The sequence below is a fragment of the Nocardioides agariphilus genome (genome assembly GCF_015352445.1).
GTDB classification, from domain to species: Bacteria; Actinomycetota; Actinomycetes; order Propionibacteriales; family Nocardioidaceae; genus Nocardioides; species Nocardioides agariphilus.
In genome coordinates this window covers 26,848-49,459 of the sequence record NZ_JADKPO010000028.1, presented here as the reverse complement: position 1 = coordinate 49,459, position 22,612 = coordinate 26,848, and the positions used below count along the sequence as shown (strand labels likewise).

The following is a 22,612-nucleotide window of genomic DNA, read 5'->3' as shown; positions in this document are numbered from 1 at the left end:
CCGTGCCTGTGCAGCAGACCATCGCCACGCCCTTCGGTGACGGGCGCCTCGACTCCTACCGCGCGCGCCGTCCGGTGGCGAGCCTGCTCCTCAGCCACGGTGCCGGCCGGGGCGTCGACACCCGCGACCTCGAGGCCTTGGCCGCAGCGCTGCCTCGCCAGGGCGTCCATGTGCACCTGTTCGAGCAGCCGTGGCGGGTCAAGGGCGGCAAGGTCGCCAGCCCGCCCGCCACCCTCGACATCGGCTTCAGCACCGCCGCGCGCAGTCTGCGCGGTCGCGTCCCGTTCGTCGTGGGTGGCCGCTCCGCTGGAGCCCGGTCGGCGGCCCGCACCGCGTCAGCACTGGGCGCGACCGGTTGCCTGGCCCTGGCCTTCCCCTTGCACCCGCCAGGTCGACCGGAGAAGTCACGCCTCGACGAGCTGCTGGGCGCCGGAGTGCCCACCTTGGTGGTGCAGGGCGAGAACGACTCCTTCGGGCGACCCGACGAGTTCCCCGGCGACGTCGACCTGGCCGTCGTACCCTCCGCTGACCACGGGTTCGCCACGCCCAAGCGCAGTGGGGTGAGCGAGGCGGAGGCCATGGAGGTGGTCGTGGAGTCGGTGCTGGAGTGGATCGTGCGAGAGGTGACCGGGAATCCCTGAAGACGGTGGCGTGTTCCACCCCACGTGCTCGCAGTCCTGGAAAGGCCGACTCCCGAAGTAGATTGGGAGACGATGACCAACTCGATCGAACAGACCCCCGAGGTCGTGGCACCCGTTGATGATGCGGCAGACGTCCCAGCAGTTGACGTCGCCGACAACCGGGCCACCGAGACCGAGGCCGAGCGCACCGCCCGTTTCGAGCGCGACGCCCTGCCCTACCTCGACCAGCTCTACTCAGCCGCGATGCGGATGACCCGCAACCCCGCCGACGCCGAAGACCTGGTGCAGGAGACCTTCGCCAAGGCCTATGGCTCGTTCCACCAGTTCAAGCCGGGCACCAACCTCAAGGCCTGGCTCTACCGCATCCTCACCAACACCTTCATCAACACCTACCGCAAGAAACAGCGCCAGCCGCAGCAGTCGATGTCCGAGGACGTCGAGGACTGGCAGCTCGCGAGGGCCGAGTCCCACACCTCGACCGGGCTGAAGTCGGCCGAGATGGAGGCGCTCGAGCACCTGCCCGACTCCCAGGTGAAGACCGCGCTGCAGCGGCTGCCCGAGGAGTTCCGGCTCGCTGTCTATCTGGCCGACGTCGAGGGCTTTGCCTACAAGGAGATCGCAGAGATCATGGAGACGCCGATCGGCACCGTGATGTCCCGACTGCACCGAGGCCGCCGGCAGCTGCGCGAGATGCTGTCCGACTACGTGCGGGCCAACGACCTGATCCGCGTGGGGGAGGAGTCCACGTCATGACCGCTGACGGCCACGAGTCCTGTGCCGACTTCCTCGACCGCATCGTCTACCTGCTCGACAACGAGCTCGACGCCACCGAGGTGGCGAACGTCAAGATCCACCTCGATGAGTGCGCCCCCTGCTTCGAGCGCTACGACGTCCAGCGCACGATCAAGATGATCGTGGCGCGCTCCTGCACCGAGGCGGCTCCCGACGCCCTGCGCGACAAGGTCCGCGTGCGCCTGCAGCAGATTTCCGTGCAGATGCACGAGAGCTAGGCACCGCCGGCCCTCTGCAGCAGCGAGCCCCCGCACCGGTTACCCGGTCGGGGGCTCGAACGCTTGGCGGCCGACGTAGGTCAGCTGTTGGGGCGCTTGCCGTGGTTGGCCTTCTTCTTCTTGCGCGCCCGGCGCTTGTTCCCGGTCTTACCCATGGCTGTCCTCCTCAAGTCGTCTCAGTCGACCGCCCATCCTCCCAGGGCGGGGGCTGTGGATGAAATCGCGGTACTCCCGTGCGGTTGACGCCCATGGAAGCGCTCTCAACCCGTCAACTGCACGGGACTACCCGGAGAGACGACCCAGAAACCGCGCACTGTCCACAACGACCCGGGTGATCTGGGCGGTGGCGAGGACCTTCTGGTCGGAGGCGTGGCGGGCCTGGACGGAGAAGCGGTGGAGGCGGCCGTCGACGTACGACGAGGAGGCGGTGACCTGTACCTCGGCGCCGACGGGGCTGGCGGCCTGGTGCTCGAGCTCGACGCGGGTGCCCACGCTGGTCGAGCCCTCCGTCAGCGTCGGGTCGAGGGCCGCGCAGGTGGCCGCCTCGCACCAGGCCAGCAGCCGCGGGGTGCCGAGCACGGGCAGTGAGCCGGAGCCCAAGGCTGCCGCGGTGTCGGCGTCGGTCACGGTGAACGACAAGGTCGCCTCCATCACAGCTTGGACCAGGCGCGCAGCGCAAGCTCGGGCATCTCCTCGGGGTACCAGTCGCGGTCCGGCACGTGCCGATAGCCGAGCCGGCTGTAGATCTCCCGGGCATGGGTCATGGCGTCGATCGTGGTCAGCCACATCCGGCTGGCCCCGGCCGTGGTCGCCAGCGCCTCGCAGTGCCGGACCAGTGCCTCACCGACGCCTCGGCCCCGGGCATCCGGCGCCGCGGCCAGCATCCGGAACTCGCCCTCGCCGTCGACCGACAGCTCTCGCCACGGCGAGCCGGACGGGCACCAGGTGACGCTGCCGAGGATGGCGCCGTCCTCCCCGACCGCCACCCAGAGCTCGGCCTCACGATCGCGCTTCTCGGCGTCGCGCAGGGCTACGCGGTAGTAGTCGTCAGGCCCCTCGAGGAACTCCTCGTAGGCCGCCTCGGTGATCCTGCCCACGGTCTCGTAGTCGTCGGGCCTGGCGCGGCGGATCAGCACGGTCAGACGCCGTAGGTGTTGCGGGGGTAGGTCGCACCCACGTCGGTGATGACGTTGACGAGGTACGGCGTGCCGGCGGCGTAGGCGCGGTCGAGCGCGGGCCCGATCTCCCGGGGGTCGGTGACCGTCTCGCCCGCGCCGCCCAGGGCCTTGACCACCTCGTCGTACCGGGTGCGATGGGCGAGGTCGGCCACCACGTCGTAGCCGTAGATCATCTGCATCGGGCCCTTCTCCAGGCCCCACGCCGAGTTGTTGCCCATCACCATCACGACCGGCAGCTCGTGGCGTACCAGGGTGTCGACATCCATCAACGAGAACCCGGCCGCGCCGTCGCCGAGGAGCAGCGTGACCTGGGCCGACGGTCGCGCCAGCCGGGCCGCGATCGCGGCGCCCAGCCCCGCACCCAGGCAGCCGTAGGGACCTGGGTCGAGCCAGCCACCCGGCCGCTTCGGCTCGACGTACTTGCCGGCGAACGACACGAAGTCACCGCCGTCGCCGATGACGACGGAGTCGTCGGCCAGTCGCGGCACCAGCTCGCCATAGACCCGCGCCGGGTGGATCGGGTCGGCTTCGGCGCCGAGCAGCTCCGCGTCGCGATCGGCGGCCGCCCGCACGCCGGCCCGCAGGTCATCGGCCCAACCCGACCAGTCGGGAGGCCCGATCTTGTCGAGGGCATCGCGTACTCCGGTCAGCACGGCGGTCAGGTCGCCCGCGGCGGAGGCAACCAGCTCTGCGTGCTGGGCGACCTGGCCGGGAGTGTCGGCCAGGTGCACGACACGCGCGGGCGTGCCACCGTCCTTGCCGCCGAAGACGCCGTAGCCGAGGCGGAAGTCGAGCGGCGTGCCGACGACCACCACGAGATCGGCGCCGCCAAGGGCCTGACCGCGCGCCTTGGTGACCAGGTAGGGGTGGCCGCCGGGGATGACACCGCGGCCCATCCCGTTGGTGATCGCGGGCAGGCCCGCCCATTCGACCAGCTCGAGCGCGGCCTGCTCTGCTCCGTCGGCCCAGACGTCGGTGCCGATGATCAGCACCGGCCGCTCGGCGCCCGCGAGCAGCGCGGCCACCTGCTCGATCAGCTCGGGATCGGGGTCGGCACCGCGCGGCGTGGCGCCCGACGGCAGGACGCCGGTGCCCTGGTTGAAGAACTCGTCCATCGGCACGTCGATGAACACGGGCCCGCGGTGGGAGGAGCCAGCCACGGTGAACGCCTCGTCGAAGCCGGCCGCCACCTCGGCAGCCGTCGGGATGGTGCGTGCGAGCTTGGCGATCGGCGCGATGATCGGCGGCTGGTCGAGCTCTTGCAGGCTGCCGCTGCCCCAGCGGTTCTGCGGCGCCCGCCCGCCGACGACGACCATCGGAGAGCCGGCGAACTGCGCCTGCGCGATGGCGCTGATGCCGTTGGTCACGCCAGGGCCGGCGGTGAGCACGGCCAGCCCGGGGCGTCGCGTGAGCTTGCCCGTCGCCTCTGCGGCGAAGGCGGCCGTCTGCTCGTGCCGGACATCGAGCAAGCGCATCGGAGGCTCGGCCTTGACCGCGCCGTCGTACATCGGGAAGACGTGGGCACCCGAGAGCGTGAACATCGTCTCGACTCCGTGGGCCCGGGCCACCGCCACGGCCAGCTCGCCGGCGTGTCCGCTCAGTTCGGTCATGCCTGCACGTTACCGAGCAGTAAGTCAGGTCAGGTACGACGGGTTGGTCGTCCTGAGTGCTGACATCACCACGAGCAGCAGGTCGGGCCGGATCTCGGGTGGCGCCGGTGCGATCGCGAGCTGGAGGTGGAGGGCGCGCAGGAACGCCTCGGCGTTGGCGGTGGGCAAGAAGGGGTCGCTGTCGGCGACCGAGGAGCGCTCGGCACCCGCCGCGAGGCGGGCGACCCAGGGTTCGACGACCGCCAACGGCACCACGTTGCGACGCAGCACCGTCATGGTGGCCAGGGCCATCCGGTCCGGCTCGCCATGGGTGAAGGGGGCCTCGGCCGGGGCGAGCACCCGGTCCCCGATGACGTCGAGCAGGACGGTGAGCTCGTTGCGGCCGAAGTGGGCTGAGCGGGCCAGGACTCCGATGGCGTCCGCGCCATGGGCCACCGTGTGGGCCCAGCCCTTGTCGGGCACGAACCCGCGGAGGTCGCGCTCGCGGAGGTACCACGAGGCGATCCGGTCACCCCACTCCATCAGCTTCGCGCCGGGAACCAGGCCTTGCTGGTTGTCGCGGTCGATGCACTCGGCCAGCACGAGAACCGAGAAGGCCCGCCGGAAGACCGAGTCGGTGCCCTGCTCGCCCAGTCCGACGACGAGGCCCGCAGCCATGCCGTCGCCGAGGCCGACGATCAGGTCGTCGTAGACCCCGCGGTCGATCCAGGTCGCGAGGGTCGGGTAGGCCAGACCGTCTCGCATCTGCGGGTCGGGGGAGCCGAGCATCGAGGTGAGCTCGGTTGTCAGCTCTGCCAGCGGCCGGTCATCGGGCACCGCCAGACCTGTGGCCTTCACCTGGCTCCAGTAGGCCCGAGTCATGGCCGCCATCCTGCCACTGGCGCCTGGGGGTGAGGCCAGGGAGTCTGACCCACCCGGCGCCCACAGGGACGCCCTAGCCTGGGTCGGTGCCGTCCTTGACCGAGCTCGTGCGCAGCCACACCGACCTCGACGAGGAGGACGTGAAGTGGCTGCAGCTGCTGATGGCGGACTGGCAGATCATCGCCGACCTCTCCTTCGCCGACCTGGTGCTGTGGCTCCCGGACCGAGAGGGCAAGGGCTTCTGGGCCGCCGGGCAGATGCGGCCGACCACGGGACCGACCTCCTTGGTCGACGACGTCTTGGGCACCTTCGTACCGACCGGCCGGCGTCGGCTCCTGGACTCCGCCTACGAGCGCGGGCGGCCGATGCGCGACGGAGACCCGGAGTGGCGCGACGACGTACCGGTCCGGGCGGAGGCGATACCCGTGCGCCGCGACGACCGTGTCATCGCCGTGGTCGCGCGCACCACCAACCTGCTCGGGATCCGCACTCCGAGCAGACTGGAGCTGTCCTACCTGCAGACGGCGGCCGACCTCACCAACATGATCGCGACAGGCCACTTCCCCCACCCGGGGCAACGCAGCGACCACGCCGACTCGCCACGCGTCGGCGACGGGTTCCTCCGGGTCGACGTCGACGGCCGGGTCGCCTACGCCAGTCCCAACGCGCTGTCGGTCTACCGCCGCCTCGGGCACTCCGGCGACCTGACCGGTCTGGAGCTGGCCACCCTCACCCGTGAGCTGGTGCCGCCCCTGCACCGCACCGACGAGGAGACGCTGAGCGCGGTGCTGCTGGGCCGGGCCCCGCGAGACACCGAGATCGGGACCGACGACGTCGTGTTGATCCTGCGGGCCATTCCGTTGCGCACCGATGGCCAACGCAGCGGCGCCCTGGTGCTGCTGCGCGACGTCACCGACCTCCGGCGGCGCGACCGCGAGCTGGTGACCAAGGAGGCCACTATCCGCGAGATCCACCACCGGGTGAAGAACAACCTCCAGACAGTGGCCGCACTGCTGCGGCTCCAGGCGCGGCGGATCGAGGCGCCGGACGCGAAGGCGGCCCTCGAGGAGGCCGTACGCCGGGTGGGCTCGATCGCGATCGTGCACGAGACGCTCAGCCAGTCACCCGAGGAGCACGTGGCCTTCGACGAGATCGCCGATCGGCTGGGACGCATGGTCACCGAGGTCTCCGCGCTGGGGGAGCGCGTGCGGGTGCGCCGTACGGGCTCCTTCGGGGTGCTGCCTTCGGAGTCGGCCACGGCGTTGGCCATGGTGCTGACCGAGGTGCTTCAAAACGCCGTCGAGCACGGCTACGCACCCGACGACGAGGCCCACGGCGTGATCGTGGTCAGCGCCCGTCGCCTCGTCGGGCGCCTGCACGTCGTGATCGAGGACGACGGCCGGGGCCTACCCGAGGACTTCGATCCCGACCGGGGCACGTCGCTGGGGCTCTCGATCGTGCGGACGCTGGTGGAGTCCGAGCTGGGTGGACTGCTGGAGATCGGACCCGCGCACGGGCAGGCCGGCGCCCGGGTGGCGATGGACCTGCCGCTGGACTAGCCGAAAGTCAGCCGAGAGATCAGGCGGTGCGCACCCGGGCGCGCGCGTTGCGACGCTTGAGCGCCCGGCGCTCGTCCTCGCTCAGACCGCCCCACACCCCGTGGTCCTGCCCAGCCTCGAGCGCCCACGCCAAGCACTGCTCGCGCACCTCGCAGCGACGGCACACCTGCTTGGCCTCCTCGATCTGGAGGATGGCCGGACCGGTGTTGCCGATCGGGAAGAACAGCTCCGGGTCCTCGTCGAGGCATGCGGAACGGCTGCGCCAATCCATGGCTGGGGGATCCTCTTTCGTTGCGATGTCGGGCCAGGTGCGGTGACCTGTGGACCCTGGGCGTGCGGGCGCTTCGCGTGGTTGCGGGCACGGTGAAGTGAACGCGTTCACGAGCGCCACCCCCCAGACTGGCAACTATTGGAACGTGAAACAACCCCCTGTTCCGTAGGTTGTGTCACAGGTTGCCTTCTGCGGCGCCAACCAGTCCGTACCCGATCGGCGTCACGGCAGACCTTCTAGGGTGGGCACGTGCCAGCCCAGAGCCGAGTTGCTGCGCCACTCCCGCTGCTCGCCGCCGCTTCACTCGCGGCACTGGAGGGTTTGGTGATCGCCGTCCTGGGCCTGCTGGAGGTGGCCAGCCTGACCTCGGGTCGCCTCACCATGGGCGTGACGACCGCGGGCTTCTTCGTCGCCTATGGCGCCCTGCTCGTCTACTGCGGCTGGCAGCTGACCCGATGCGCGCCGTGGGCGCGGGCGCCGGTCCTGCTCGCGCAGCTCATCCAGCTCGGGCTGGCCTGGGGGTTCCGCGAGGGAGACACCTTGCCCATCGCGATCGGGCTGGCGCTGGTCTCGGCCCTCACGCTCGCGGGCCTGTTCCACCCGGCGAGCAGGCTGGCCCTCGACCGCGAGTGACTGCCCTGCGGAGTCACTGGGCCAGGTCTACTGGGCCAGGTCTACTGGGCCAGGTCTACTGGGCCAGGTCTACTGGGCCAGGTCTACTGGGCCAGGTCTACTGGGCCAGGTCTACTGGGCCAGGTAGCCCCCGTCGACGGGCAGCACGGCGCCGGTGACGAAGGAGGCGGAGTCGGAGGCCAAGAAGGCGATCGCCTCGGCGACCTCGCGAGGCTCACCCAGACGGCCGATCGGGTGGCGTTGCTCGATCTCCTCGACGTAGGCCTGCCCCTCCGGCGTCTCGAGCAGCGACACCACGGCATCGGTGCGGATGGTGCCCGGCGCCACCGCGTTGACGCGGATCCCGCGCGAGGCCCACTCGATCGCCAGGTGGTGGGTCAGACCGGTGGCGACGTACTTGGCCGGACCGTAGGCCGCCTGGCCGACCTGGCCGCGCTGCCCCGAGATCGAGGACAGCAACACGATGGAGCCCGAACCCCTGCCGTCGTCCTGCTGGGCCATGTGCTCGATAGCGAACTTGCAGGTCAAGAACATGCCCCGGCCGTCGACGGCCATCACGTGGTCCCAGTCGGCGACCGTGGTCTGGTCGATGGTGCTCAGGGGGATCACGCCGGCGTTGGCCACCAGCACGTCGATGCGCCCGAACGACGACACGGCGGCCTCGATCATCGCTCGCGCGTCGTCTTCCACCGACACGTCGCCGGTCACGGTGACGACATCGGGTGACACCTCCGCAGCGGTCGCCGCCAAGGTCTCGGCATCGAGGTCGGTGGCTACCACGTGGGCGCCCTCGGCGACGAAGAGCTCCAGCGTGGCCCGTCCGATGCCACGGGCCGCTCCCGTGACGACCGCGACCTTGCCGTCGAGCCGGCCAGTCACCGGGTCTGCTCCATCGACGAGCGGAGCTGCTCCAAGGTCCGGCTCAGCAACCTGGACACGTGCATCTGTGACACTCCGATCTCCTCTGCGATCTGGGTCTGCGTCTTGTTCTTGAAGAACCTGAGCAACAGGATCTCCCTCTCCCGAGGTGCGAGGGCATCGAGGAGAGGCTTGAGCGTCTCCCGGTTCTCGACGTGCTCGAGATTCTCGTCCACGATGCCGATCGCCTCGAGCATCGAGCCGCCCTCACCGCTCTCGCCGCCGTCATCGGTGGCGTCCAGGGACAGGGTGGAGTAGGCATTGGCGGACTCGATGCCCTCCACGATCTCCTCGACCGAGCAGCCCAGGCCGTCGGCCAGCTCGCGCGGCGTGGGGGAGCGGCCCAGTGACTGGGTCAGCTCGGCTGTCGTCGCGATGATCTGCAACCGCAGCTCCTGCAGTCGCCGAGGCACCCGGATGGCCCAGCCCTTGTCGCGGAAGTAGCGCTTGATCTCGCCGATGATCGTGGGGGTCGCGTACGTCGAGAACTCCACGCCGCGCTCGGCGTCGAAGCGGTCGATGGACTTGAGCAGCCCGATGGTGCCGACCTGGACGAGGTCCTCGAACGGCTCGCCGCGGTTGCGGAACCGGCGCGCGCAGTGCTCGACCAAGGGCAGGTGCAGATGGACCAGCTCATCGCGTGCGGCCACGCGCGTGCGTCGTCCGCTGGGCCGGACGGTCGGCTCGCTCGCGAGCACGGCGAACAGCTGGCTGCTGCGCCGCTTGGTGGCCTCATGGTCGGGTGAGGAGTCAGGCATCGATCAGCTGCCGGCTCCTGGCACGCCGGACTCCATGGTCAACCGGATGGCGAACCTTCCGGCGCCGGAGTCGGACTCGGCGCGCGTCGCCATGGTGCTGAGCACCTGCCAGGCGAAGGAGTCGTACGCCGGCTCGTGCGGGCTGGCGGCAGATACCGCGACCTCCACGGTGAGCCGGCCGGGGGAGAGGTAGTAGCTGCAGGTGAGCTCGGAGTCCTCCTCGGCTTCGGGAAGCACCATCGCGCAGGCCTCCCCGACCGCGATGCGCAGGTCCTCGATGTCGTCGATGAGGAAGTCGAGCCGGGCTGCCAGGCCCGCGGTCGTGGTGCGCACCACCGATACGTAGACGCCGTCGGCGGGGAGCCGAAGCTCGACGTCGGCGCGCGGCCGGTCCTGGGTGTCTGGCATCGGGAGTCCTCACAGCGGGTGCGCAGCGGATGACGTTGCGTGGAGAGCCACGCTAACGGGCCGTGCGGCGTGCGATGAGGTGGTCCGGGTAAATGACTGGCTGGACGTCGGCGACGACCCATTGATCGCGTCTATGCGTCGCACCGAATATTGGCATTGGACCGATGAGTATCCTTAGCCGCACCGTTGTCGTATGACGACGTTCGCGATCACGGCACTGGTGCTGATCATGATGCCCGGTCCCGACCAGGCCCTGATGACACGCAACGTGCTGGCCGGCGGCCGCGTGGCCGGACTGCTGACGATGACGGGCGGGGCGTTGGGCGTCGTCGTGCACGCGATGGGCGCCGCCGTCGGTCTTTCTGCACTGCTGATGACGTCGTCGGAGGCGTTCACAGCCTTGAAGACCGTCGGCGTGGCCTACCTGCTCTGGTTGGGCGTCCAGTCGATCCGCGCCGGACGGGGTGCTCCCCCAGGCGCGACGGATGCTGCTGGTGGCTCGGCCGGCCGGTCCGTGTCCTACCTGCGCCAGGGCTTCTTGTCCAACGCCCTCAACCCGAAGGTCGCACTGTTCTTCGTCACCTTCCTCCCTCAGTTCCTGCCCCTGGACGGCACCGTCAGCGACTCGTCGCGATTACAGGCACTGCTGCTGTCGGCGATCTTCGCCCTGCTCTACGTCGGGTGGTTCGGCAGCTACGTCCTGGCAGTCTCCAGGGTCAGTGCGTGGCTGAGCCGGCCGACGGTGCGAGCCCGCATCGAGCAGGTGACCGGGCTGCTGCTGGTCGGCTTCGCGATCCGGCTTGCGGCTGTCGCGCACTGAAGCGGTCAGACAGCCTGACCGGCGGCTCCGGCCAGGGCGTCGAGCAGCGCCTGGGTGGCGGGCGGGTCGGGCGGCTCGCCGTAGGTCGCGGCGTACACGTGGCGCTTGGACCCCGACAGCTCCGAGGCGACGATCCCCGGGGCCCGATGCGCACGCAGGGCCAGGCCCGGGATGGTGGTGACCGCCAGGCCGGCTGCGACAAGGGACTGCATCACCACCATGTCGTCGGAGGTGAACCCGATCCGCGGCTCGAAGCCCTCGGCCTCGCACAGCGCGAGCAGGTGGCTGCGACAGCGCTCGCAGCCTGCCACCCAGCGCTCGTCGCGCAACGTCGAGAGCTTGCGGACCCGACGCCGGGCGAGCACGTGCACCGGGTCGTCGAGCAGGTGGTGCAGACGTACGCCGGGCGGCTCGGGCTCGGTCTCGTCGTAGCGGAAGACCACGGCGACGTCGACTCGTCCCGCACGCAGCAGCTCCAGAGCCTCGGGTGGGTGGGTGTCGAGGAGGCTGACCTCCAGGCCGGGGTGCCTGCCGGCCAGCAGGTCGAGGGCGGCAGGGACGATCGAGCCGATGGCCGAGGAGAAGCCGGCCAGGCGTACGCGACCAGAGCTCAGTCCGACGTACCCCGACAGCTCGGCTCCCGCGACGTCGAGCCGACCGATGATCTCGGCGGCCCGGTCGGCGAGCATGCGTCCGGCCTCGGTCAGCCGCACGCCCCTGCCGACGCGTTGCAGCAGCTGGGCACCGGTCTCGGCCTCGAGGCGGGCCAGGTGGTGGCTCACGGTCGGTTGCGAGTAGTGGAGCTCGACCGCCGCTGCCGTCACCGACCCGAGGCGGGCCAGCGCCTCGAGGACGCGGAGGCGGGTGACGTCGAGCACCCATCGATGCTATCTATCGATGGGCGCCCGACGCCTCACGTGGTGGAGGTCAGGAGAGGCAGCTCCAGCTGGCGTTGCTGACGCTCCACGACTTCGACTCCTTGCCGCCGGCAAGGATGATCGTGACCTTGATGTAGAAGGGGCTGTCGTCGTCGAGCTCCCACCACGCGGTGGTGTCGGTGATGACGTTGCCCTGGACCGTGCCCTTGCCCTTGAGCGGGCTGTTGTTGGCCTGCACGAGGTAGCCCTCGACGGTCGACGGGTCGGAAACCGCCCAGTTGAGCGTGATCACGCAGCGGTCCTGGGTGTCATTCGGCCCGACCGAGATGGCCTGCGAGGAGAAGCTGGGTGGCTTGGCGGCGGACGCCGAGTCGGTGACGCCGGTGACGAGGCCTGCGGCCATCAGGGCCGAGGCAGCAATGAGAGGAAAACGACGCATGAGAGGGGGGCCTTTCGAGAGGTACGTCGTGACATCCCGAGAATCTCGAAAGTAGCAGCGGCCAGCGCTGCGCGCAGAGGAGCGGCACCTGCCCCGCTCCTGGTCTGGCGCGGTCTAGCCGACCCCTATCGGGCCGGTCCGTCAGCCCGGTGGCGCGGAACGTAGCCGGTGAACTCTCGGCGCAGGCTCGCGGTGTGGTCGAGCCAGGCAGTGATGTCCACGCCGTCGGAACGGTCGTCGTGGACCGTGTGGTCGACGGTGAGGTCGATGCTGTGGTCGATGCTGGCAACAGACATGGCGGGGGTCCCAACTGTGCGCCCGAGGGTCAACGATTCGCTACGAAGGTGGCACCGCATCGACAACGGTGTGCGCGGTTCTGCGCAGTCCGTGCCGGTCAGGGCCCGCTGGTGGGATTTGACTGCTCACGTCTTGCCTCGTTGTGACCGGCAGGTCTAGGCAGCTGGAGCTGCGGCGACCGTCCGAGAGGCTCTCGTGGTCACGGTTCGTGGCCCTCAGTGAGCCTGTTTGCTCACCGTTTGCCGATGGCTCTTCGCCGCTGGCGCGCCGAAGAGCCCTCGGTCGGACATCGAAGGCCTGAGCAAGCTCAGCCCTTCTTGGTCTCCCAGAAGATCTCGGCGATCTCGTCGATCTTCGCGAGCAGCTGGTCGGCGACGGCCGCGTCCATGGTGCCCTTGGTGCCGGTGGCGCCGGCGAGCTTGGTGGCCTCGTTGACCAGGGTGTGCAGCTGGGGGTACTTCTCGAAGTGCGGCGGCTTGAAGTAGTCGGTCCACAGCACCCACAGGTGGTGCTTGACCAGCTCGGAGCGCTGCTCCTTGATGATGACGGCGCGGGTGCGGAAGTCGGGGTCGTCGTTGTCGGCGAGCTTGCCGATGACCGCCTTGATCGACTCGGCCTCGATGCGAGCCTGCGCGGGGTCGTAGACGCCGCACGGCAGGTCGCAGTGGGCCGAGACCTCGACGGTGGGGGCGAACAGTCGTGCGAACATGCACAAGTCCTCTCAGATCGCGGGGAGTTGTCCTCTGCCTGGGACACTACTCGGCGTGTCGGAGGCTGCTACGCCCAGTCGGGTGGGCTGGATTCCCGTCGGTCTGGCGGTCGTGCGCGGCGACTCCATGCGCCCGACGCTGCGCCCCGGCGATCGGCTCGTGGTGAGGTACGGCGGGCGCGTGCGGCCGGGCTCCCTCGTGGTCGCACGCTTCGCCGACGGCACGGTCGCGGTGAAGCGGGCAGCCGACCGCCGGCTGACCGCCTCGGACCAGCCGGGGTGGTGGCTGGCCAGCGACAACCCCAGCCAAGGAGTCGACTCGCGCCACCGCGGACCGGTGGCCGATGGCGACGTACTGGCCGTCGTACGCGCCCGGGTGTGGCCTTGGCCACGTCCACTGAGGGGTCCCAGCCGCCCATCCGGCCCGACGACCTGAGAGCCTGAGCCCGTGACCCACCCGTTCGCGGGCGACCCCGTCTTCGACCTCCACGTCGGCGGCAAGATGGAGAGCCGCTCCACCGTGAGCCTGGACAGCCGCGAGGACCTGTCGCTCGCCTACACCCCCGGCGTGGCCCGGGTGTGCGAGGCGATCGCTGCCGATCCGAGCATGACGCGCCACTACACCTGGGTACCGAACGTGGTCGCCGTGGTGACCGACGGCACCGCGGTCCTGGGGCTCGGTGACATCGGACCCGCCGCCGCCATGCCCGTCATGGAGGGCAAGGCCGTGTTGTTCAAGCAGTTCGGGGGCGTCGACGCCGTTCCGATCTGCTTGGCCACCACCGACGTCGAGGAGATCATCGAGACCGTCGTCCGGCTCGCTCCCAGCTTCGGCGGCATCAACCTCGAGGACATCTCGGCGCCGCGTTGCTTCGAGATCGAGCGCCGGCTCAAGGAGCTGCTCGACATCCCCGTCTTCCACGACGACCAGCACGGCACGGCGGTCGTGGTCCTGGCGGCGCTGCAGAGCGCCCTGCGGCTCACCGAGCGCTCGCCCGAAGGCACACGCGTGGTGATCCAGGGCGCCGGCGCCGCGGGAGTCGCGGTCGCGCGCATCCTGCTCGAGGCCGGAGTGCGCGACCTCGCCGTTCTCGACCGCCAGGGTGTCGTGCACTCCTCGCGGTTGGACCTGACCCCCGTCAAGCGACAGCTCGCGGTGCAGACGGCCGACGTGTTCGACCGTCGTGGCTCCCTGGCCGACGTGATGGCGGGCGCCGACGTCTACATCGGCGTCTCCGGCGGCACGGTGCCCGAGGAGATCGTCGCCTCGATGGCCGACGAGGCGATCATCTTCGGGCTGGCCAACCCCAACCCCGAGGTGCACCCCGACGTCGCCCACCGCCACGCCCGCGTCGTGGCGACCGGGCGCTCCGACTTCCCCAACCAGATCAACAACGTGCTGGCCTTCCCCGGCATCTTCCGCGGTGCCTTCGACGTCGGGGCCACGGCCATCACCGAGGGCATGAAGCTCGCCGCGGCCAACGCTCTGGCCGAACTCGTGGGCGACGACCTGAGCGAGGACCTCATCGTGCCCTCGCCGTTCGACCAGCGCGTCGGTCCTGCTGTCTCCGCCGCCGTCTCCGAGGCCGCGCGCGCTGACGGTGTGGCTACCCGCTGAGTGGCAGATACCCGCCGATTCGTCAGCGGTCCGACGGGTAACCGCAGCGGGCAGACCTCTGACGAATCGCGGGCGGTGGGGTCGCTAGCCTCACGGATGTGTTCGCCGTGTACGCCGAGTCGTTCTCACCCGATGATCCGCTGAGTGGAATGGTGGTCGGCGAGCGACCCGAACCCGACGTGCCCGACGGGTGGACGACCGTCGAGGTCAAGGCGGCGAGCCTCAACCACCACGACCTGTGGACGCTGCGGGGCGTCGGGATCAAGCAGGAGCAGCTGCCGATGATCGTCGGGTGCGATGCCGCCGGCATCGACGAGGACGGCAACGAGGTCGTGGTCCACTCGGTCATCAGCGACCCTGGCTTCTCCGGCGCCGACGAGACGCTCGACCCGAAGCGGTCGTTGCTCAGCGAGCGCTACCAGGGCACCTTCGCCGAACGCGTGACGGTGCCGCGTCGCAACGTCGTGCCGAAGCCCGCGAGCCTCAGCTTCGAGGAGGCTGCTTGCTTGCCGACCGCCTGGCTCACGGCGTACCGGATGCTGTTCGTTCAGGGCGGCTGCAAGCCCGGCGACGTCGTGCTCGTGCAGGGTGCGGGCGGCGGTGTCTCCACGGCACTGATCAGCCTGGCCAGGGCCGGTGGCCTCAAGGTGCTGGTCACCAGCCGCGAGGAGGGCAAGCGGCAGCGCGCGCTCGAGCTCGGCGCCCACGAGGCCTACGAGACCGGTCAACGCCTGCCCACCACGGTCGACGCCGTGATGGAGACCGTGGGCCAGGCCACCTGGCTGCACTCGATCCGCTCGCTTCGCGTGGGCGGCACCCTGGTCACGACCGGGGCGACCTCCGGCAACATGCCGGCCGACATGGGACTGACGCGCATCTTCTTCCTGCAGCTGAAGGTCATCGGCTCGACGATGGGGACCCGCGGAGAGCTGGCGTCGCTCACCTCGATGCTCGACGCGACCGGCGTGCGGCCAGTCATCGACCGCGTGCTGCCGATGGACCAGGCACGCGAGGGCTTCGAGGCGATGGCGAGCGGCGACCTGTTCGGCAAGGTCGTCTTCACCCGATGAGGGCTCTGGTGACGGGCGCCGGGTCCGGCATCGGTCAGGCGGTCGCTGACGCCTTGCACGCGCGCGGCGACGAGCTCGTCCTGCTGGCGCGCAACGAGGAGCGGGCCGACCACCTGCGGCAGCGGTACGCCGGAGCCGAGGTTCGCGTAGCCGACCTGGTCGAGTTCGACCGGCTGGCCGAGCGCGTCGAGGGGATCGACCTCCTCGACGCCGTCGTGCACTCGGCCGGTGTGATCGAGCTCGAGCCGGTGGCCGAGCTGGAGCTCGGGCACCTGACCCACCAGCTGCGGATCAACCTGGTCGCGCCCACCGAGCTGACCCGCGCCCTGCTCCCCGCCCTGCGCGCCGCCCGCGGCACAGTCGTGTTCGTCAACTCCAGTGCCGGCCTGGTCGCGAGCCCGCGGTGGGGCGCCTACGCCGCCTCGAAGTTCGGGCTCAAGGCGATCGCCGACTCGCTGCGGGAGGAGGAGGCGGCTCACGGTGTGCGGGTGACCACGATCTATCCGGGGCGTACGTCGACCCCCATGCAGGCCAAGGTCCACGAGCAGGAGGGCAGGGCCTACGACCCCGCCGACTGGGCCAGCCCGGAGTCGGCGGCGGCGACCATCGTGCACGTGCTCGACCTACCCCGGGACGCGACGATCCCCGACGTCAGGTTCCGGCCGGCGCCACGCTGACAGTCCCCGCAGCCGCCGAGACCGCAGCGCCTACTCGTCGTCCGGGTCGTCGAGCCTGGCCAGCCAGGTGGCGAAGCGCTCGACGGCCGTCTCGAACTCCGGGTGGCTGTCGGTGAACTCCTGGAGACGCTCGGCGACCCAGGCCAAGGTGACCTCCTCGTCACCTCGGCGCTTGTCGAGCTCCTCGATGCCGCGGTCGGTGAAGTACATCGTCCCTCTCGCCTCACTCGGTCTCGAGGAGGTCGCTAGCGCGACCTCCTCGGCCAACGGTCCAGGTCAGTAGTGGTGCTGCGCGTCGATGCCCGGCTTCGCGGTGGGGTCCTCGAACGCCGCGGCGATCAGCGCCTTGAGCTCCTCGGCGTGCCGCTTGGCGGTGCCCACGGACGGTGAGGACAGCGGCGGCCGGGTGATCGGCTCGACCTCGAGGCCGTTCTCGACGTGGGACCAGACGTTGAGCCGGTAGTGCGGCCAGGGACCCATGTTGCGCGGCTCGTCTTGTACCCACCGCAACGACGTGAGTCGCGGGTAGCGCGCGATCTCGGCCTTGATCGCCTCGATCGGCTCGGGGTAGAGCTCCTCGACGCGGGCGATCGCGAACCGGCCGGCATCCTCGCGCTTGGCCCGCTCCACCATCAGGTCCCAGGTGATGCGACCCGAGCACATGAGCAACGTGTCGACCTGATCGGGATCGGCCTCGGCATCGCTGATGAACGGCCGGAACTGGCCGGTCGTGAAGTCGTCGGGCTGAGAGGCTGCTTCCTTGCGCTTGAGCATCGACTTCGGGGTGAAGACGATGAGCGGCCGGTGCTCCTCGCCCAGCGAGTGACGACGCAACAGGTGGAAGTACGACGCCGGGGTGGATGGCTGGGCCACCACGATCGCCTCGTCGGCGCACAGCTGGAGGAACCGCTCGATACGTGCCGAGGAGTGGTCCGGTCCTTGGCCCTCGTAGCCGTGGGGGAGCAGCATCACGACGCCGGACTGCTGACGCCACTTGGTCTCGCCGGAGGAGATGAACTCGTCGATGACCGTCTGGGCGCCGTTGACGAAGTCGCCGAACTGCGCCTCCCAGAGCACCAGCGCCTCGGGGCGCGCGACGGAGTAGCCGTACTCGAACCCGAGGGCGGCGTACTCGCTGAGCAACGAGTCGTAGATGTGGAACTTCGCCTGATCCTCGGTCAGCGACGACAGCGGGGTCCACTCGTCGGCGTTGACCCGGTCGATGATCGTGGCGAACCGCGAGACGAACGTGCCTCTGCGCGAGTCCTGGCCGGACAAACGGACCGGACGACCCTCCATCAGCAGCGAGCCGAAGGCGAGGATCTCGCCGGTGCCCCAGTCGATCGGTCCCTCGGCGATGGCCTGCGAGCGACGTTGCAGCTGAGGCATCACCTTCGGGTGCACGGTGAAGCCCTCGGGAGGCGTGACGTAGGCATCGGCGATGCGCTTCATCACCTCGGGCGTGACCGCCGTGGTGGCCTCGCCGACCGGCTTGTCCGGGTAGTCGGGCACGGTCGTCCACTCCGAGGGCTGCGAGTCGGCCTCGCGCACCTCGGTGAACACCCGCTCGAGCTGCTGCTGGTAGTCGGCCAGCACCTGCTCGGCCTCCTCGATCGTGATGTCGCCACGACCGATGAGGGACTCGGTGTAGAGCTTGCGGACCGAGCGCTTCTGCTCGATCAGGTCGTACATCAACGGCTGGGTGTACGACGGGTCGTCGCCCTCGTTGTGACCGCGGCGGCGGTAGCAGACCAGGTCGATGACGACGTCCTTGTTGAACGCCTGGCGGTACTCGAAGGCCAGCCGCGCCACCCGGATGCACGCCTCGGGGTCATCGCCGTTGACGTGGAAGATCGGCGCCTGGACCATCCGCGCGACATCGGTGCAGTAGAGGCTGGAGCGCGAGGAGCCGGGCGAGGTGGTGAACCCGACCTGGTTGTTGACGACGACGTGGATGGTGCCGCCGGTGCGGTAGCCGCGCAGCTGCGAGAGGTTCAGGGTCTCGGCGACCACGCCCTGTCCCGCGAACGCTGCGTCGCCGTGGACCAGCAGCGGGAGCACGGGGTACTCGGCACCGCGGTCGAGCACGTCCTGCTTGGCACGCGCGATGCCCTCCAGGACCGGGTCGACGGCCTCGAGGTGGGAGGGGTTCGCGGCGACGGAGACCTTGATCTTGTCGCCGAGCCCGGAGAGGAACTCGCCCTCCGCGCCCAGGTGGTACTTCACGTCGCCGGAGCCCTGGACCGTGCGCGGGTCGATGTTGCCCTCGAACTCGCGGAAGATCTGGCTGTACTTCTTGCCGACGATGTTGGCCAGCACGTTGAGACGTCCTCGGTGGGCCATGCCGATGGTGACCTCGTCGAGCCCGGCCTCTGCGGCGGCCTCGCAGATCTCGTCGATGACCGGGATCGTGGTCTCGCCGCCCTCGAGGCTGAACCGCTTCTGGCCGACGAACTTGGTCTGCAGGAACGTCTCGAACGCCTCGGCCTGGTTGAGCTTGAGCAGGATGCGGAGCTGCTCTTGACGAGGCGGCTTGCTGTGCGGCTGCTCGACCCGCTCCTGGATCCAGCGGCGCTGCTCGGGATCCATGATGTGCATGTACTCGATGCCGGTGGTGCGGCAGTAGGAGTCGCGCAGCACGCCGAGGATCGTGCGCAGCTTCATGAACCGCCGACCCTCGCCGCCGAACGAGCCCGTCGGGAACTCGCGGTCGAGGTCCCACATGGTCAGCCCGTGCGACTCCACGGCCAGGTCGGGGTGACTGCGCTGGCGGTACTCCAGCGGGTCGGTGTCGGCCATCAGGTGGCCGCGCACCCGGTAGGCGTGGATCAGCTCGAGGGTGCGTGCCTGCTTGCCGATCTCGTCGTCGTGGGAGGTCGCGATGTCCTTGGCCCAGCGGATCGGCTCGTAGGGGATGCGGAGCGCGGCGAAGATCTCGTCGTAGAAGTCGTCCTCGCCCAGCAGCAGCGCATGCATGCGACGCAGGAAGTCGCCGGACTGCGCGCCCTGGATGACCCGGTGGTCGTAGGTCGAGGTGAGGGTCATCACCTTGCTGATCGCGTTGCGGGCGATGGTCTCCTCGGAGGCACCCTGGTACTCCGGCGGGTACTCCATCGCACCCACGCCGACGATCGCGCCCTGGCCCTTCATCAGGCGGGGCACCGAGTGGTTGGTGCCGATCGTGCCCGGGTTGGTCAGCGAGATCGTGGTGCCCTGGAAGTCCTCGACGGTGAGCTTGTTGTCGCGGGTGCGCCGCACGATGTCCTCGTAGGCGGTCCAGAAGCCCGCGAAGTCCATGCGCTCGGCGGCCTTGATCGAGGGCACGAGCAGCTGGCGGGTGCCGTCGGCCTTCTGCACGTCGATGGCCAGGCCGAGGTTGATGTGGGCCGGCTGGATGAGGTTGGGCTTGCCGTCGATGGTGTCGAAGCCGACGTTCATCTCCGGCATCGCCTTGAGCGCCTTGACCAGCGCGTAGCCGATCAGGTGAGTGAAGGACACCTTGCCGCCGCGGGCGCGGGCGAGGTGGTTGTTGATGACGATGCGGTTGTCCCACAACAGCTTGACGGGCACCGAGCGGACGCTGGTCGCGGTCGGCACGGTGAGCGAGGCGTCCATGTTCTGGGCGGTGCGGGCTGGCGCGCCGCGCAGGATCGTGTAGGTCGCGTCGTCGCTCGCCTGGGCCCGCTCGGCAGGCTTGGGGTCCTTGGGCACGGGGTTCGTGGTGCCCTTGGCGGGCTCGGCGGCCTTCGCCTCGGGACGCGGAGTCGCCTTGGGGGCGGGCGTCGCGGCGGGCGCCGCCTTGTTGGTTGAGGAGGGCGCGCTAGCGCCCGTCTCGAAACCCGGCGAGCCGTTGGAAGCGCTCTGCCCAGAAGCCGGGGCGGAAGCGGGGGCGGGGGCCGGCGCGGCGGCCGGGGCCGGCGACGTACGTCGGTCGGATGCCTGAGGGGCCGAGCCGTTGCCGGACTGGGGGTGAGCCTTGAAGTACGCGACCCAGACCGGGTCGACGCTGTTGGGGTCGCGCTGGAACTGGTCGTACATCTCCTCGACCAGCCACTCGTTGGCCCCCAGGTCGGTGGAGGGTGCGGAAGACCCCACGGAGTTGTCGGACTGGCTGCCAGAAGGCTGCGGCACGGCTGGGTTCGCCTCTTCCTCAGGTGCGTGCGGACGAAAGTAGATCCGGAAGTGAAGGTTAGTCCCCGACACGAGCAAATGCCGACCCACGGCCCCGTCGTCAGGCACGGTGGGTTGTGACGTTGATCTAAGGAGTCTCCCCACGATGCGAACACTCCGCGCGCCCACTCCAGTCGCGGCCTTGCTGGCAGCGAGCCTGGCCGTGTCGCTGGCCATGTCGCTGGCCGCGTGCAGCGGTGATTCGAGCGACTCGGGCGGGCCGTCGGAGCCCGGCGGCTCGCAGGCGACCGAGGAGCCCGGACCGCTGACGACCACCGCGAACCTGGGCAAGGTCACCGGCAAGCTGGCGCAGGAGAAGCGCGCCACGGTACGACAGCAGGTCCGCCAGGCGGTCGACGCGTGGTTCGACGCGGCGTACGTCGGGGGTGACTACCCGCGCAACGACTTCGCCGACTCCTGGCCGGGCTTCACCGCCGGCGCGGCCGCCGATGCCAAGAAGGACAAGGCGTTGATGAGCAACCAGGACATCGGGACCGAGACCACCGGTGTCGAGGCCACCAAGCGCAAGGTCACCGTCGACGTGCTCGCCGTCAAGGGCCGTCCGGTCGCAGCCACCGCCCGCGTGGTGCTGGAGTTCACGGCCGACGGTGACGCCCCGCGTGACGTCGTGGTGCGTGGACGACTCTTCCTGACCAAGTCTCCCGACGGATGGCAGGTCTTCGGCTACGACATGACCAAGGGGGACCAGGCATGAGCGTGGTCACGACGCACATCCGATGGGTACGCCGCGTCGCGACGCTGGCGGTCGTGCTCGCGGTCGCGGCGCTCGTCGTACCCGACTCCGCGGTCAAGCCGACCGAGATCGAGCTGGTCAAGGTCAACCGCGCCACCGGGGTCGACTACCCCGAGGTCAGCAAGGACGTCGTCTGGATCCTGGCGGTCGGCTCGGACGCCCGTCCCGGCGAGGACATGACCCACACGCGAGGCGACGCGCTCCAGCTGGTCGGCATGAACCTCAAGACCGGCGCGGCTGCCGCGATCGGTGTGCCCCGTGACTCCTGGGTCTCCATCCCCGGCTACGGCTCCAACAAGATCAACGCGGCTCTGTACTTCGGCGGCCCGCAGGCGCTCGGCGACGCCGTGGGCGCGTTGGTCGGGGTCCAGCCCGACTACGTGTTCGTGACCCGCTTCAAGTTCTTCCAGGCGCTGATCGGCAGCATCGGCGGCGTCGAGGTCGACAACCCGGTCGCGTTCAGCGACCAGTACCTCAAGCCCGAGGGCTTCAAGCAGGGCAAGATCCACCTCGGCCCCTACGACGCGATGGCGTTCTCGCGGATCCGCCACAACCTGATCCGGGGCGACTTCGATCGCTCGGCCAACCAGCAGCGGGTGCTGCGAGGCATCCAGGCCAAGGTGCGGGCCCGCGCCAAGGAGCCCGGCTTCATCGAGAACGGCGTCCTGCACGTGCTGCAGTACCTCCACACCGACCTGCCGCCGTCCGAGCTCTTCCAGCTCGGCCAGGCCCTCGCCCAGGTCGACCCGGCCAAGATCACCAACTGCGTGGTGCAAGGCGGCATCGGCAACATCGGCGGCGCCAGCGTCGTGCTGCCCTACACCGACCAGGCCAAGCGTCTCGGCGACCGCGCCCGCAACGACGCGACCCTGGAGTCCTGCGATTGAGCGCGAGTCGCTCTCAGTTCAGGTACTTCTCCCAGTCAGGCGGCATGCGGTCCTCGGGGCCGGGCACGTCCTGGGCGACGGGGTGGTGCTGGGGGTCGGCGAGGCGGGGGCCGGAGATGACGGCGTCGAGGACGTAGTCCCAGAACCAGTCCTCGCCCGGCTCGAAGGACTGGACGACGGGGTGCCCGGACTCGATGTGGTGCTTGGTGGCGTGCTGCATGGGGGAGGTGTCGCAGCAGCCGACGTGGCCGCACTGAGCGCACCTGCGCAGGTGCACCCACCACCCACCGGAGAGCTCGCACTCAACACACCCCGGCCCGCTCGGCGCAACCTCGGGGTCGATCCCGGTCAGGTCCATGAGCGCCAACCTACGTCGGCTCGTACCACGCCCGACACGCCGTCGGGATGATCCGATCGGACTAGTACGCCGAGCCCTCGCCAGCCGT

Annotated in this window: 28 protein-coding genes; 12 read left to right on the top strand and 16 right to left on the bottom strand. The window is 69.7% G+C overall.

The annotated features are described in order from the left end of the window. The first annotated feature begins 2 nt into the window (after window positions 1-2). The 3 genes from ISU10_RS17765 (at window position 3) to rsrA (ending at window position 1,651) form a co-directional block, all read left to right on the top strand. Window positions 3-641, top strand: a complete 639-nt coding sequence (locus tag ISU10_RS17765; protein WP_194697763.1) for an alpha/beta hydrolase family protein — start codon at window positions 3-5, stop codon at window positions 639-641. Window positions 642-713: 72 nt separating this feature from the next. Beyond that, window positions 714-1,394: a sigma-70 family RNA polymerase sigma factor gene (locus tag ISU10_RS17760; RefSeq protein ID WP_228501259.1), complete on the top strand. Its 681-nt coding sequence runs from the start codon at window positions 714-716 to the stop codon at window positions 1,392-1,394. Continuing rightward, the gene (rsrA, locus tag ISU10_RS17755) at window positions 1,391-1,651 is read left to right on the top strand and encodes a mycothiol system anti-sigma-R factor (RefSeq protein WP_194697762.1); all 261 of its coding nucleotides are present in this window, start codon (window positions 1,391-1,393) and stop codon (window positions 1,649-1,651) included. Before ISU10_RS17760 ends, rsrA begins: the two co-directional genes overlap by 4 nt. A gap of 80 nt (window positions 1,652-1,731) precedes the next feature. On the opposite strand, the gene ISU10_RS24200 is transcribed toward rsrA, so the two are convergent. The 5 genes from ISU10_RS24200 to ISU10_RS17735 form a co-directional block, all read right to left on the bottom strand. Beyond that, a complete protein-coding gene (locus ISU10_RS24200) occupies window positions 1,732-1,806 on the bottom strand; it encodes a 50S ribosomal protein bL37 (RefSeq protein ID WP_370865623.1) in 75 nt (24 codons plus the stop codon). A 127-nt stretch (window positions 1,807-1,933) separates the two neighbouring features. After that, on the bottom strand, window positions 1,934-2,290 hold the full coding sequence (locus ISU10_RS17750; protein ID WP_228501258.1) for a thioesterase family protein: 357 nt from the start codon (window positions 2,288-2,290) through the stop codon (window positions 1,934-1,936). An 11-nt stretch (window positions 2,291-2,301) separates the two neighbouring features. Then, on the bottom strand, window positions 2,302-2,787 hold the full coding sequence (locus ISU10_RS17745) for a GNAT family N-acetyltransferase (RefSeq protein ID WP_370865619.1): 486 nt from the start codon (window positions 2,785-2,787) through the stop codon (window positions 2,302-2,304). Between the two features lie 2 nt (window positions 2,788-2,789). Further along, window positions 2,790-4,439, bottom strand: coding sequence for an acetolactate synthase (locus tag ISU10_RS17740; RefSeq protein ID WP_194697760.1), 1,650 nt, complete (start codon window positions 4,437-4,439; stop codon window positions 2,790-2,792). Window positions 4,440-4,463: 24 nt separating this feature from the next. Further along, the gene (locus ISU10_RS17735; protein WP_194697759.1) at window positions 4,464-5,300 is read right to left on the bottom strand and encodes a DUF2785 domain-containing protein; all 837 of its coding nucleotides are present in this window, start codon (window positions 5,298-5,300) and stop codon (window positions 4,464-4,466) included. Between the two features lie 86 nt (window positions 5,301-5,386). Here ISU10_RS17735 and ISU10_RS17730 point away from each other — a divergent pair, with 86 nt between their 5' ends. Next, entirely contained in the window at window positions 5,387-6,859 is a 1,473-nt protein-coding gene (locus ISU10_RS17730; RefSeq protein WP_194697758.1) for a sensor histidine kinase, read from the top strand. 19 nt (window positions 6,860-6,878) lie between these two features. On the opposite strand, the gene ISU10_RS17725 is transcribed toward ISU10_RS17730, so the two are convergent. Further along, a complete protein-coding gene (locus tag ISU10_RS17725; RefSeq protein WP_194697757.1) occupies window positions 6,879-7,130 on the bottom strand; it encodes a WhiB family transcriptional regulator in 252 nt (83 codons plus the stop codon). A gap of 249 nt (window positions 7,131-7,379) precedes the next feature. On the opposite strand from ISU10_RS17725, the gene ISU10_RS17720 reads away from it, so the two are divergent. Further along, window positions 7,380-7,763, top strand: coding sequence for a hypothetical protein (locus ISU10_RS17720; protein WP_194697756.1), 384 nt, complete (start codon window positions 7,380-7,382; stop codon window positions 7,761-7,763). Between the two features lie 111 nt (window positions 7,764-7,874). Here the strand turns inward: ISU10_RS17720 and ISU10_RS17715 are convergent, their stop codons facing one another. The 3 genes from ISU10_RS17715 to ISU10_RS17705 are packed head-to-tail and all read right to left on the bottom strand — an operon-like array spanning window position 7,875 to window position 9,847. Further along, window positions 7,875-8,642, bottom strand: coding sequence for an SDR family NAD(P)-dependent oxidoreductase (locus tag ISU10_RS17715; RefSeq protein WP_194697755.1), 768 nt, complete (start codon window positions 8,640-8,642; stop codon window positions 7,875-7,877). Beyond that, window positions 8,639-9,439 carry an RNA polymerase sigma factor SigF gene (locus tag ISU10_RS17710; protein WP_194697754.1) on the bottom strand — a complete coding sequence of 267 codons (801 nt, stop codon included), beginning with the start codon at window positions 9,437-9,439 and terminating at the stop codon, window positions 8,639-8,641. The genes ISU10_RS17715 and ISU10_RS17710 overlap by 4 nt, the downstream gene beginning before the upstream one ends. A 3-nt stretch (window positions 9,440-9,442) precedes the next feature. Beyond that, a complete protein-coding gene (locus ISU10_RS17705) occupies window positions 9,443-9,847 on the bottom strand; it encodes an ATP-binding protein (RefSeq protein WP_194697753.1) in 405 nt (134 codons plus the stop codon). Between the two features lie 193 nt (window positions 9,848-10,040). Between ISU10_RS17705 and ISU10_RS17700 the strand changes: the two genes are divergently transcribed. Continuing rightward, a complete protein-coding gene (locus ISU10_RS17700; protein WP_194697752.1) occupies window positions 10,041-10,667 on the top strand; it encodes a LysE family translocator in 627 nt (208 codons plus the stop codon). A 5-nt stretch (window positions 10,668-10,672) separates the two neighbouring features. On the opposite strand, the gene ISU10_RS17695 is transcribed toward ISU10_RS17700, so the two are convergent. From ISU10_RS17695 to sodN, 4 genes are all read right to left on the bottom strand, one after another. Further along, on the bottom strand, window positions 10,673-11,545 hold the full coding sequence (locus ISU10_RS17695) for a LysR family transcriptional regulator (RefSeq protein WP_194697751.1): 873 nt from the start codon (window positions 11,543-11,545) through the stop codon (window positions 10,673-10,675). Between the two features lie 49 nt (window positions 11,546-11,594). Further along, entirely contained in the window at window positions 11,595-11,948 is a 354-nt protein-coding gene (locus tag ISU10_RS17690) for a hypothetical protein (protein WP_194697750.1), read from the bottom strand. A gap of 161 nt (window positions 11,949-12,109) precedes the next feature. Then, complete coding sequence (locus ISU10_RS17685) at window positions 12,110-12,280, bottom strand: hypothetical protein (RefSeq protein ID WP_194697749.1); 171 nt, start codon at window positions 12,278-12,280, stop codon at window positions 12,110-12,112. A 308-nt stretch (window positions 12,281-12,588) separates the two neighbouring features. Continuing rightward, the gene (sodN, locus tag ISU10_RS17680) at window positions 12,589-12,990 is read right to left on the bottom strand and encodes a superoxide dismutase, Ni (protein ID WP_194697748.1); all 402 of its coding nucleotides are present in this window, start codon (window positions 12,988-12,990) and stop codon (window positions 12,589-12,591) included. Window positions 12,991-13,045: 55 nt separating this feature from the next. Between sodN and ISU10_RS17675 the strand changes: the two genes are divergently transcribed. The 4 genes from ISU10_RS17675 (at window position 13,046) to ISU10_RS17660 (ending at window position 16,355) form a co-directional block, all read left to right on the top strand. Continuing rightward, window positions 13,046-13,426, top strand: a complete 381-nt coding sequence (locus ISU10_RS17675) for a S24 family peptidase (protein ID WP_370865613.1) — start codon at window positions 13,046-13,048, stop codon at window positions 13,424-13,426. A gap of 66 nt (window positions 13,427-13,492) precedes the next feature. Beyond that, window positions 13,493-14,608 carry an NAD(P)-dependent malic enzyme gene (locus tag ISU10_RS17670; protein WP_194697772.1) on the top strand — a complete coding sequence of 372 codons (1,116 nt, stop codon included), beginning with the start codon at window positions 13,493-13,495 and terminating at the stop codon, window positions 14,606-14,608. A 98-nt stretch (window positions 14,609-14,706) separates the two neighbouring features. Further along, window positions 14,707-15,678 carry a zinc-binding dehydrogenase gene (locus tag ISU10_RS17665; protein WP_194697746.1) on the top strand — a complete coding sequence of 324 codons (972 nt, stop codon included), beginning with the start codon at window positions 14,707-14,709 and terminating at the stop codon, window positions 15,676-15,678. Then, window positions 15,675-16,355: an SDR family oxidoreductase gene (locus tag ISU10_RS17660; RefSeq protein WP_228501257.1), complete on the top strand. Its 681-nt coding sequence runs from the start codon at window positions 15,675-15,677 to the stop codon at window positions 16,353-16,355. The genes ISU10_RS17665 and ISU10_RS17660 overlap by 4 nt, the downstream gene beginning before the upstream one ends. Before the next feature lie 30 nt (window positions 16,356-16,385). Here the strand turns inward: ISU10_RS17660 and ISU10_RS17655 are convergent, their stop codons facing one another. Next, entirely contained in the window at window positions 16,386-16,565 is a 180-nt protein-coding gene (locus ISU10_RS17655) for a DUF6104 family protein (protein ID WP_194697745.1), read from the bottom strand. 66 nt (window positions 16,566-16,631) lie between these two features. After that, window positions 16,632-20,486 carry a multifunctional oxoglutarate decarboxylase/oxoglutarate dehydrogenase thiamine pyrophosphate-binding subunit/dihydrolipoyllysine-residue succinyltransferase subunit gene (locus ISU10_RS17650; protein WP_194697744.1) on the bottom strand — a complete coding sequence of 1,285 codons (3,855 nt, stop codon included), beginning with the start codon at window positions 20,484-20,486 and terminating at the stop codon, window positions 16,632-16,634. A gap of 145 nt (window positions 20,487-20,631) precedes the next feature. On the opposite strand from ISU10_RS17650, the gene ISU10_RS17645 reads away from it, so the two are divergent. Both ISU10_RS17645 and ISU10_RS17640 read left to right on the top strand, forming a co-directional pair. Then, window positions 20,632-21,240: a hypothetical protein gene (locus ISU10_RS17645; RefSeq protein ID WP_194697743.1), complete on the top strand. Its 609-nt coding sequence runs from the start codon at window positions 20,632-20,634 to the stop codon at window positions 21,238-21,240. Continuing rightward, on the top strand, window positions 21,237-22,166 hold the full coding sequence (locus tag ISU10_RS17640) for an LCP family protein (protein WP_194697742.1): 930 nt from the start codon (window positions 21,237-21,239) through the stop codon (window positions 22,164-22,166). The genes ISU10_RS17645 and ISU10_RS17640 overlap by 4 nt, the downstream gene beginning before the upstream one ends. 13 nt (window positions 22,167-22,179) lie before the next feature. Here ISU10_RS17640 and ISU10_RS17635 read toward each other — a convergent pair whose 3' ends face one another. Then, complete coding sequence (locus ISU10_RS17635) at window positions 22,180-22,524, bottom strand: UBP-type zinc finger domain-containing protein (protein ID WP_194697741.1); 345 nt, start codon at window positions 22,522-22,524, stop codon at window positions 22,180-22,182. Between the last annotated feature and the right edge of the window lie 88 nt (window positions 22,525-22,612).

Coding starts and splice junctions, on each gene's coding strand:
- ISU10_RS17760 (WP_228501259.1), top strand. CDS start 714: ATGACCAACTCGATCGAACAGACCCCCGAGGTCGTGGCACCCGTTGAT.
- rsrA (WP_194697762.1), top strand. CDS start 1,391: ATGACCGCTGACGGCCACGAGTCCTGTGCCGACTTCCTCGACCGCATC.
- ISU10_RS17740 (WP_194697760.1), bottom strand. CDS start 4,439: ATGACCGAACTGAGCGGACACGCCGGCGAGCTGGCCGTGGCGGTGGCC.
- ISU10_RS17735 (WP_194697759.1), bottom strand. CDS start 5,300: ATGACTCGGGCCTACTGGAGCCAGGTGAAGGCCACAGGTCTGGCGGTG.
- ISU10_RS17725 (WP_194697757.1), bottom strand. CDS start 7,130: ATGGATTGGCGCAGCCGTTCCGCATGCCTCGACGAGGACCCGGAGCTG.
- ISU10_RS17710 (WP_194697754.1), bottom strand. CDS start 9,439: ATGCCTGACTCCTCACCCGACCATGAGGCCACCAAGCGGCGCAGCAGC.
- ISU10_RS17705 (WP_194697753.1), bottom strand. CDS start 9,847: ATGCCAGACACCCAGGACCGGCCGCGCGCCGACGTCGAGCTTCGGCTC.
- ISU10_RS17700 (WP_194697752.1), top strand. CDS start 10,041: ATGACGACGTTCGCGATCACGGCACTGGTGCTGATCATGATGCCCGGT.
- ISU10_RS17690 (WP_194697750.1), bottom strand. CDS start 11,948: ATGGCCGCAGGCCTCGTCACCGGCGTCACCGACTCGGCGTCCGCCGCC.
- ISU10_RS17685 (WP_194697749.1), bottom strand. CDS start 12,280: ATGTCTGTTGCCAGCATCGACCACAGCATCGACCTCACCGTCGACCAC.
- sodN (WP_194697748.1), bottom strand. CDS start 12,990: ATGTTCGCACGACTGTTCGCCCCCACCGTCGAGGTCTCGGCCCACTGC.
- ISU10_RS17670 (WP_194697772.1), top strand. CDS start 13,493: ATGGAGAGCCGCTCCACCGTGAGCCTGGACAGCCGCGAGGACCTGTCG.
- ISU10_RS17660 (WP_228501257.1), top strand. CDS start 15,675: ATGAGGGCTCTGGTGACGGGCGCCGGGTCCGGCATCGGTCAGGCGGTC.
- ISU10_RS17655 (WP_194697745.1), bottom strand. CDS start 16,565: ATGTACTTCACCGACCGCGGCATCGAGGAGCTCGACAAGCGCCGAGGT.
- ISU10_RS17645 (WP_194697743.1), top strand. CDS start 20,632: ATGCGAACACTCCGCGCGCCCACTCCAGTCGCGGCCTTGCTGGCAGCG.
- ISU10_RS17640 (WP_194697742.1), top strand. CDS start 21,237: ATGAGCGTGGTCACGACGCACATCCGATGGGTACGCCGCGTCGCGACG.
- ISU10_RS17635 (WP_194697741.1), bottom strand. CDS start 22,524: ATGGACCTGACCGGGATCGACCCCGAGGTTGCGCCGAGCGGGCCGGGG.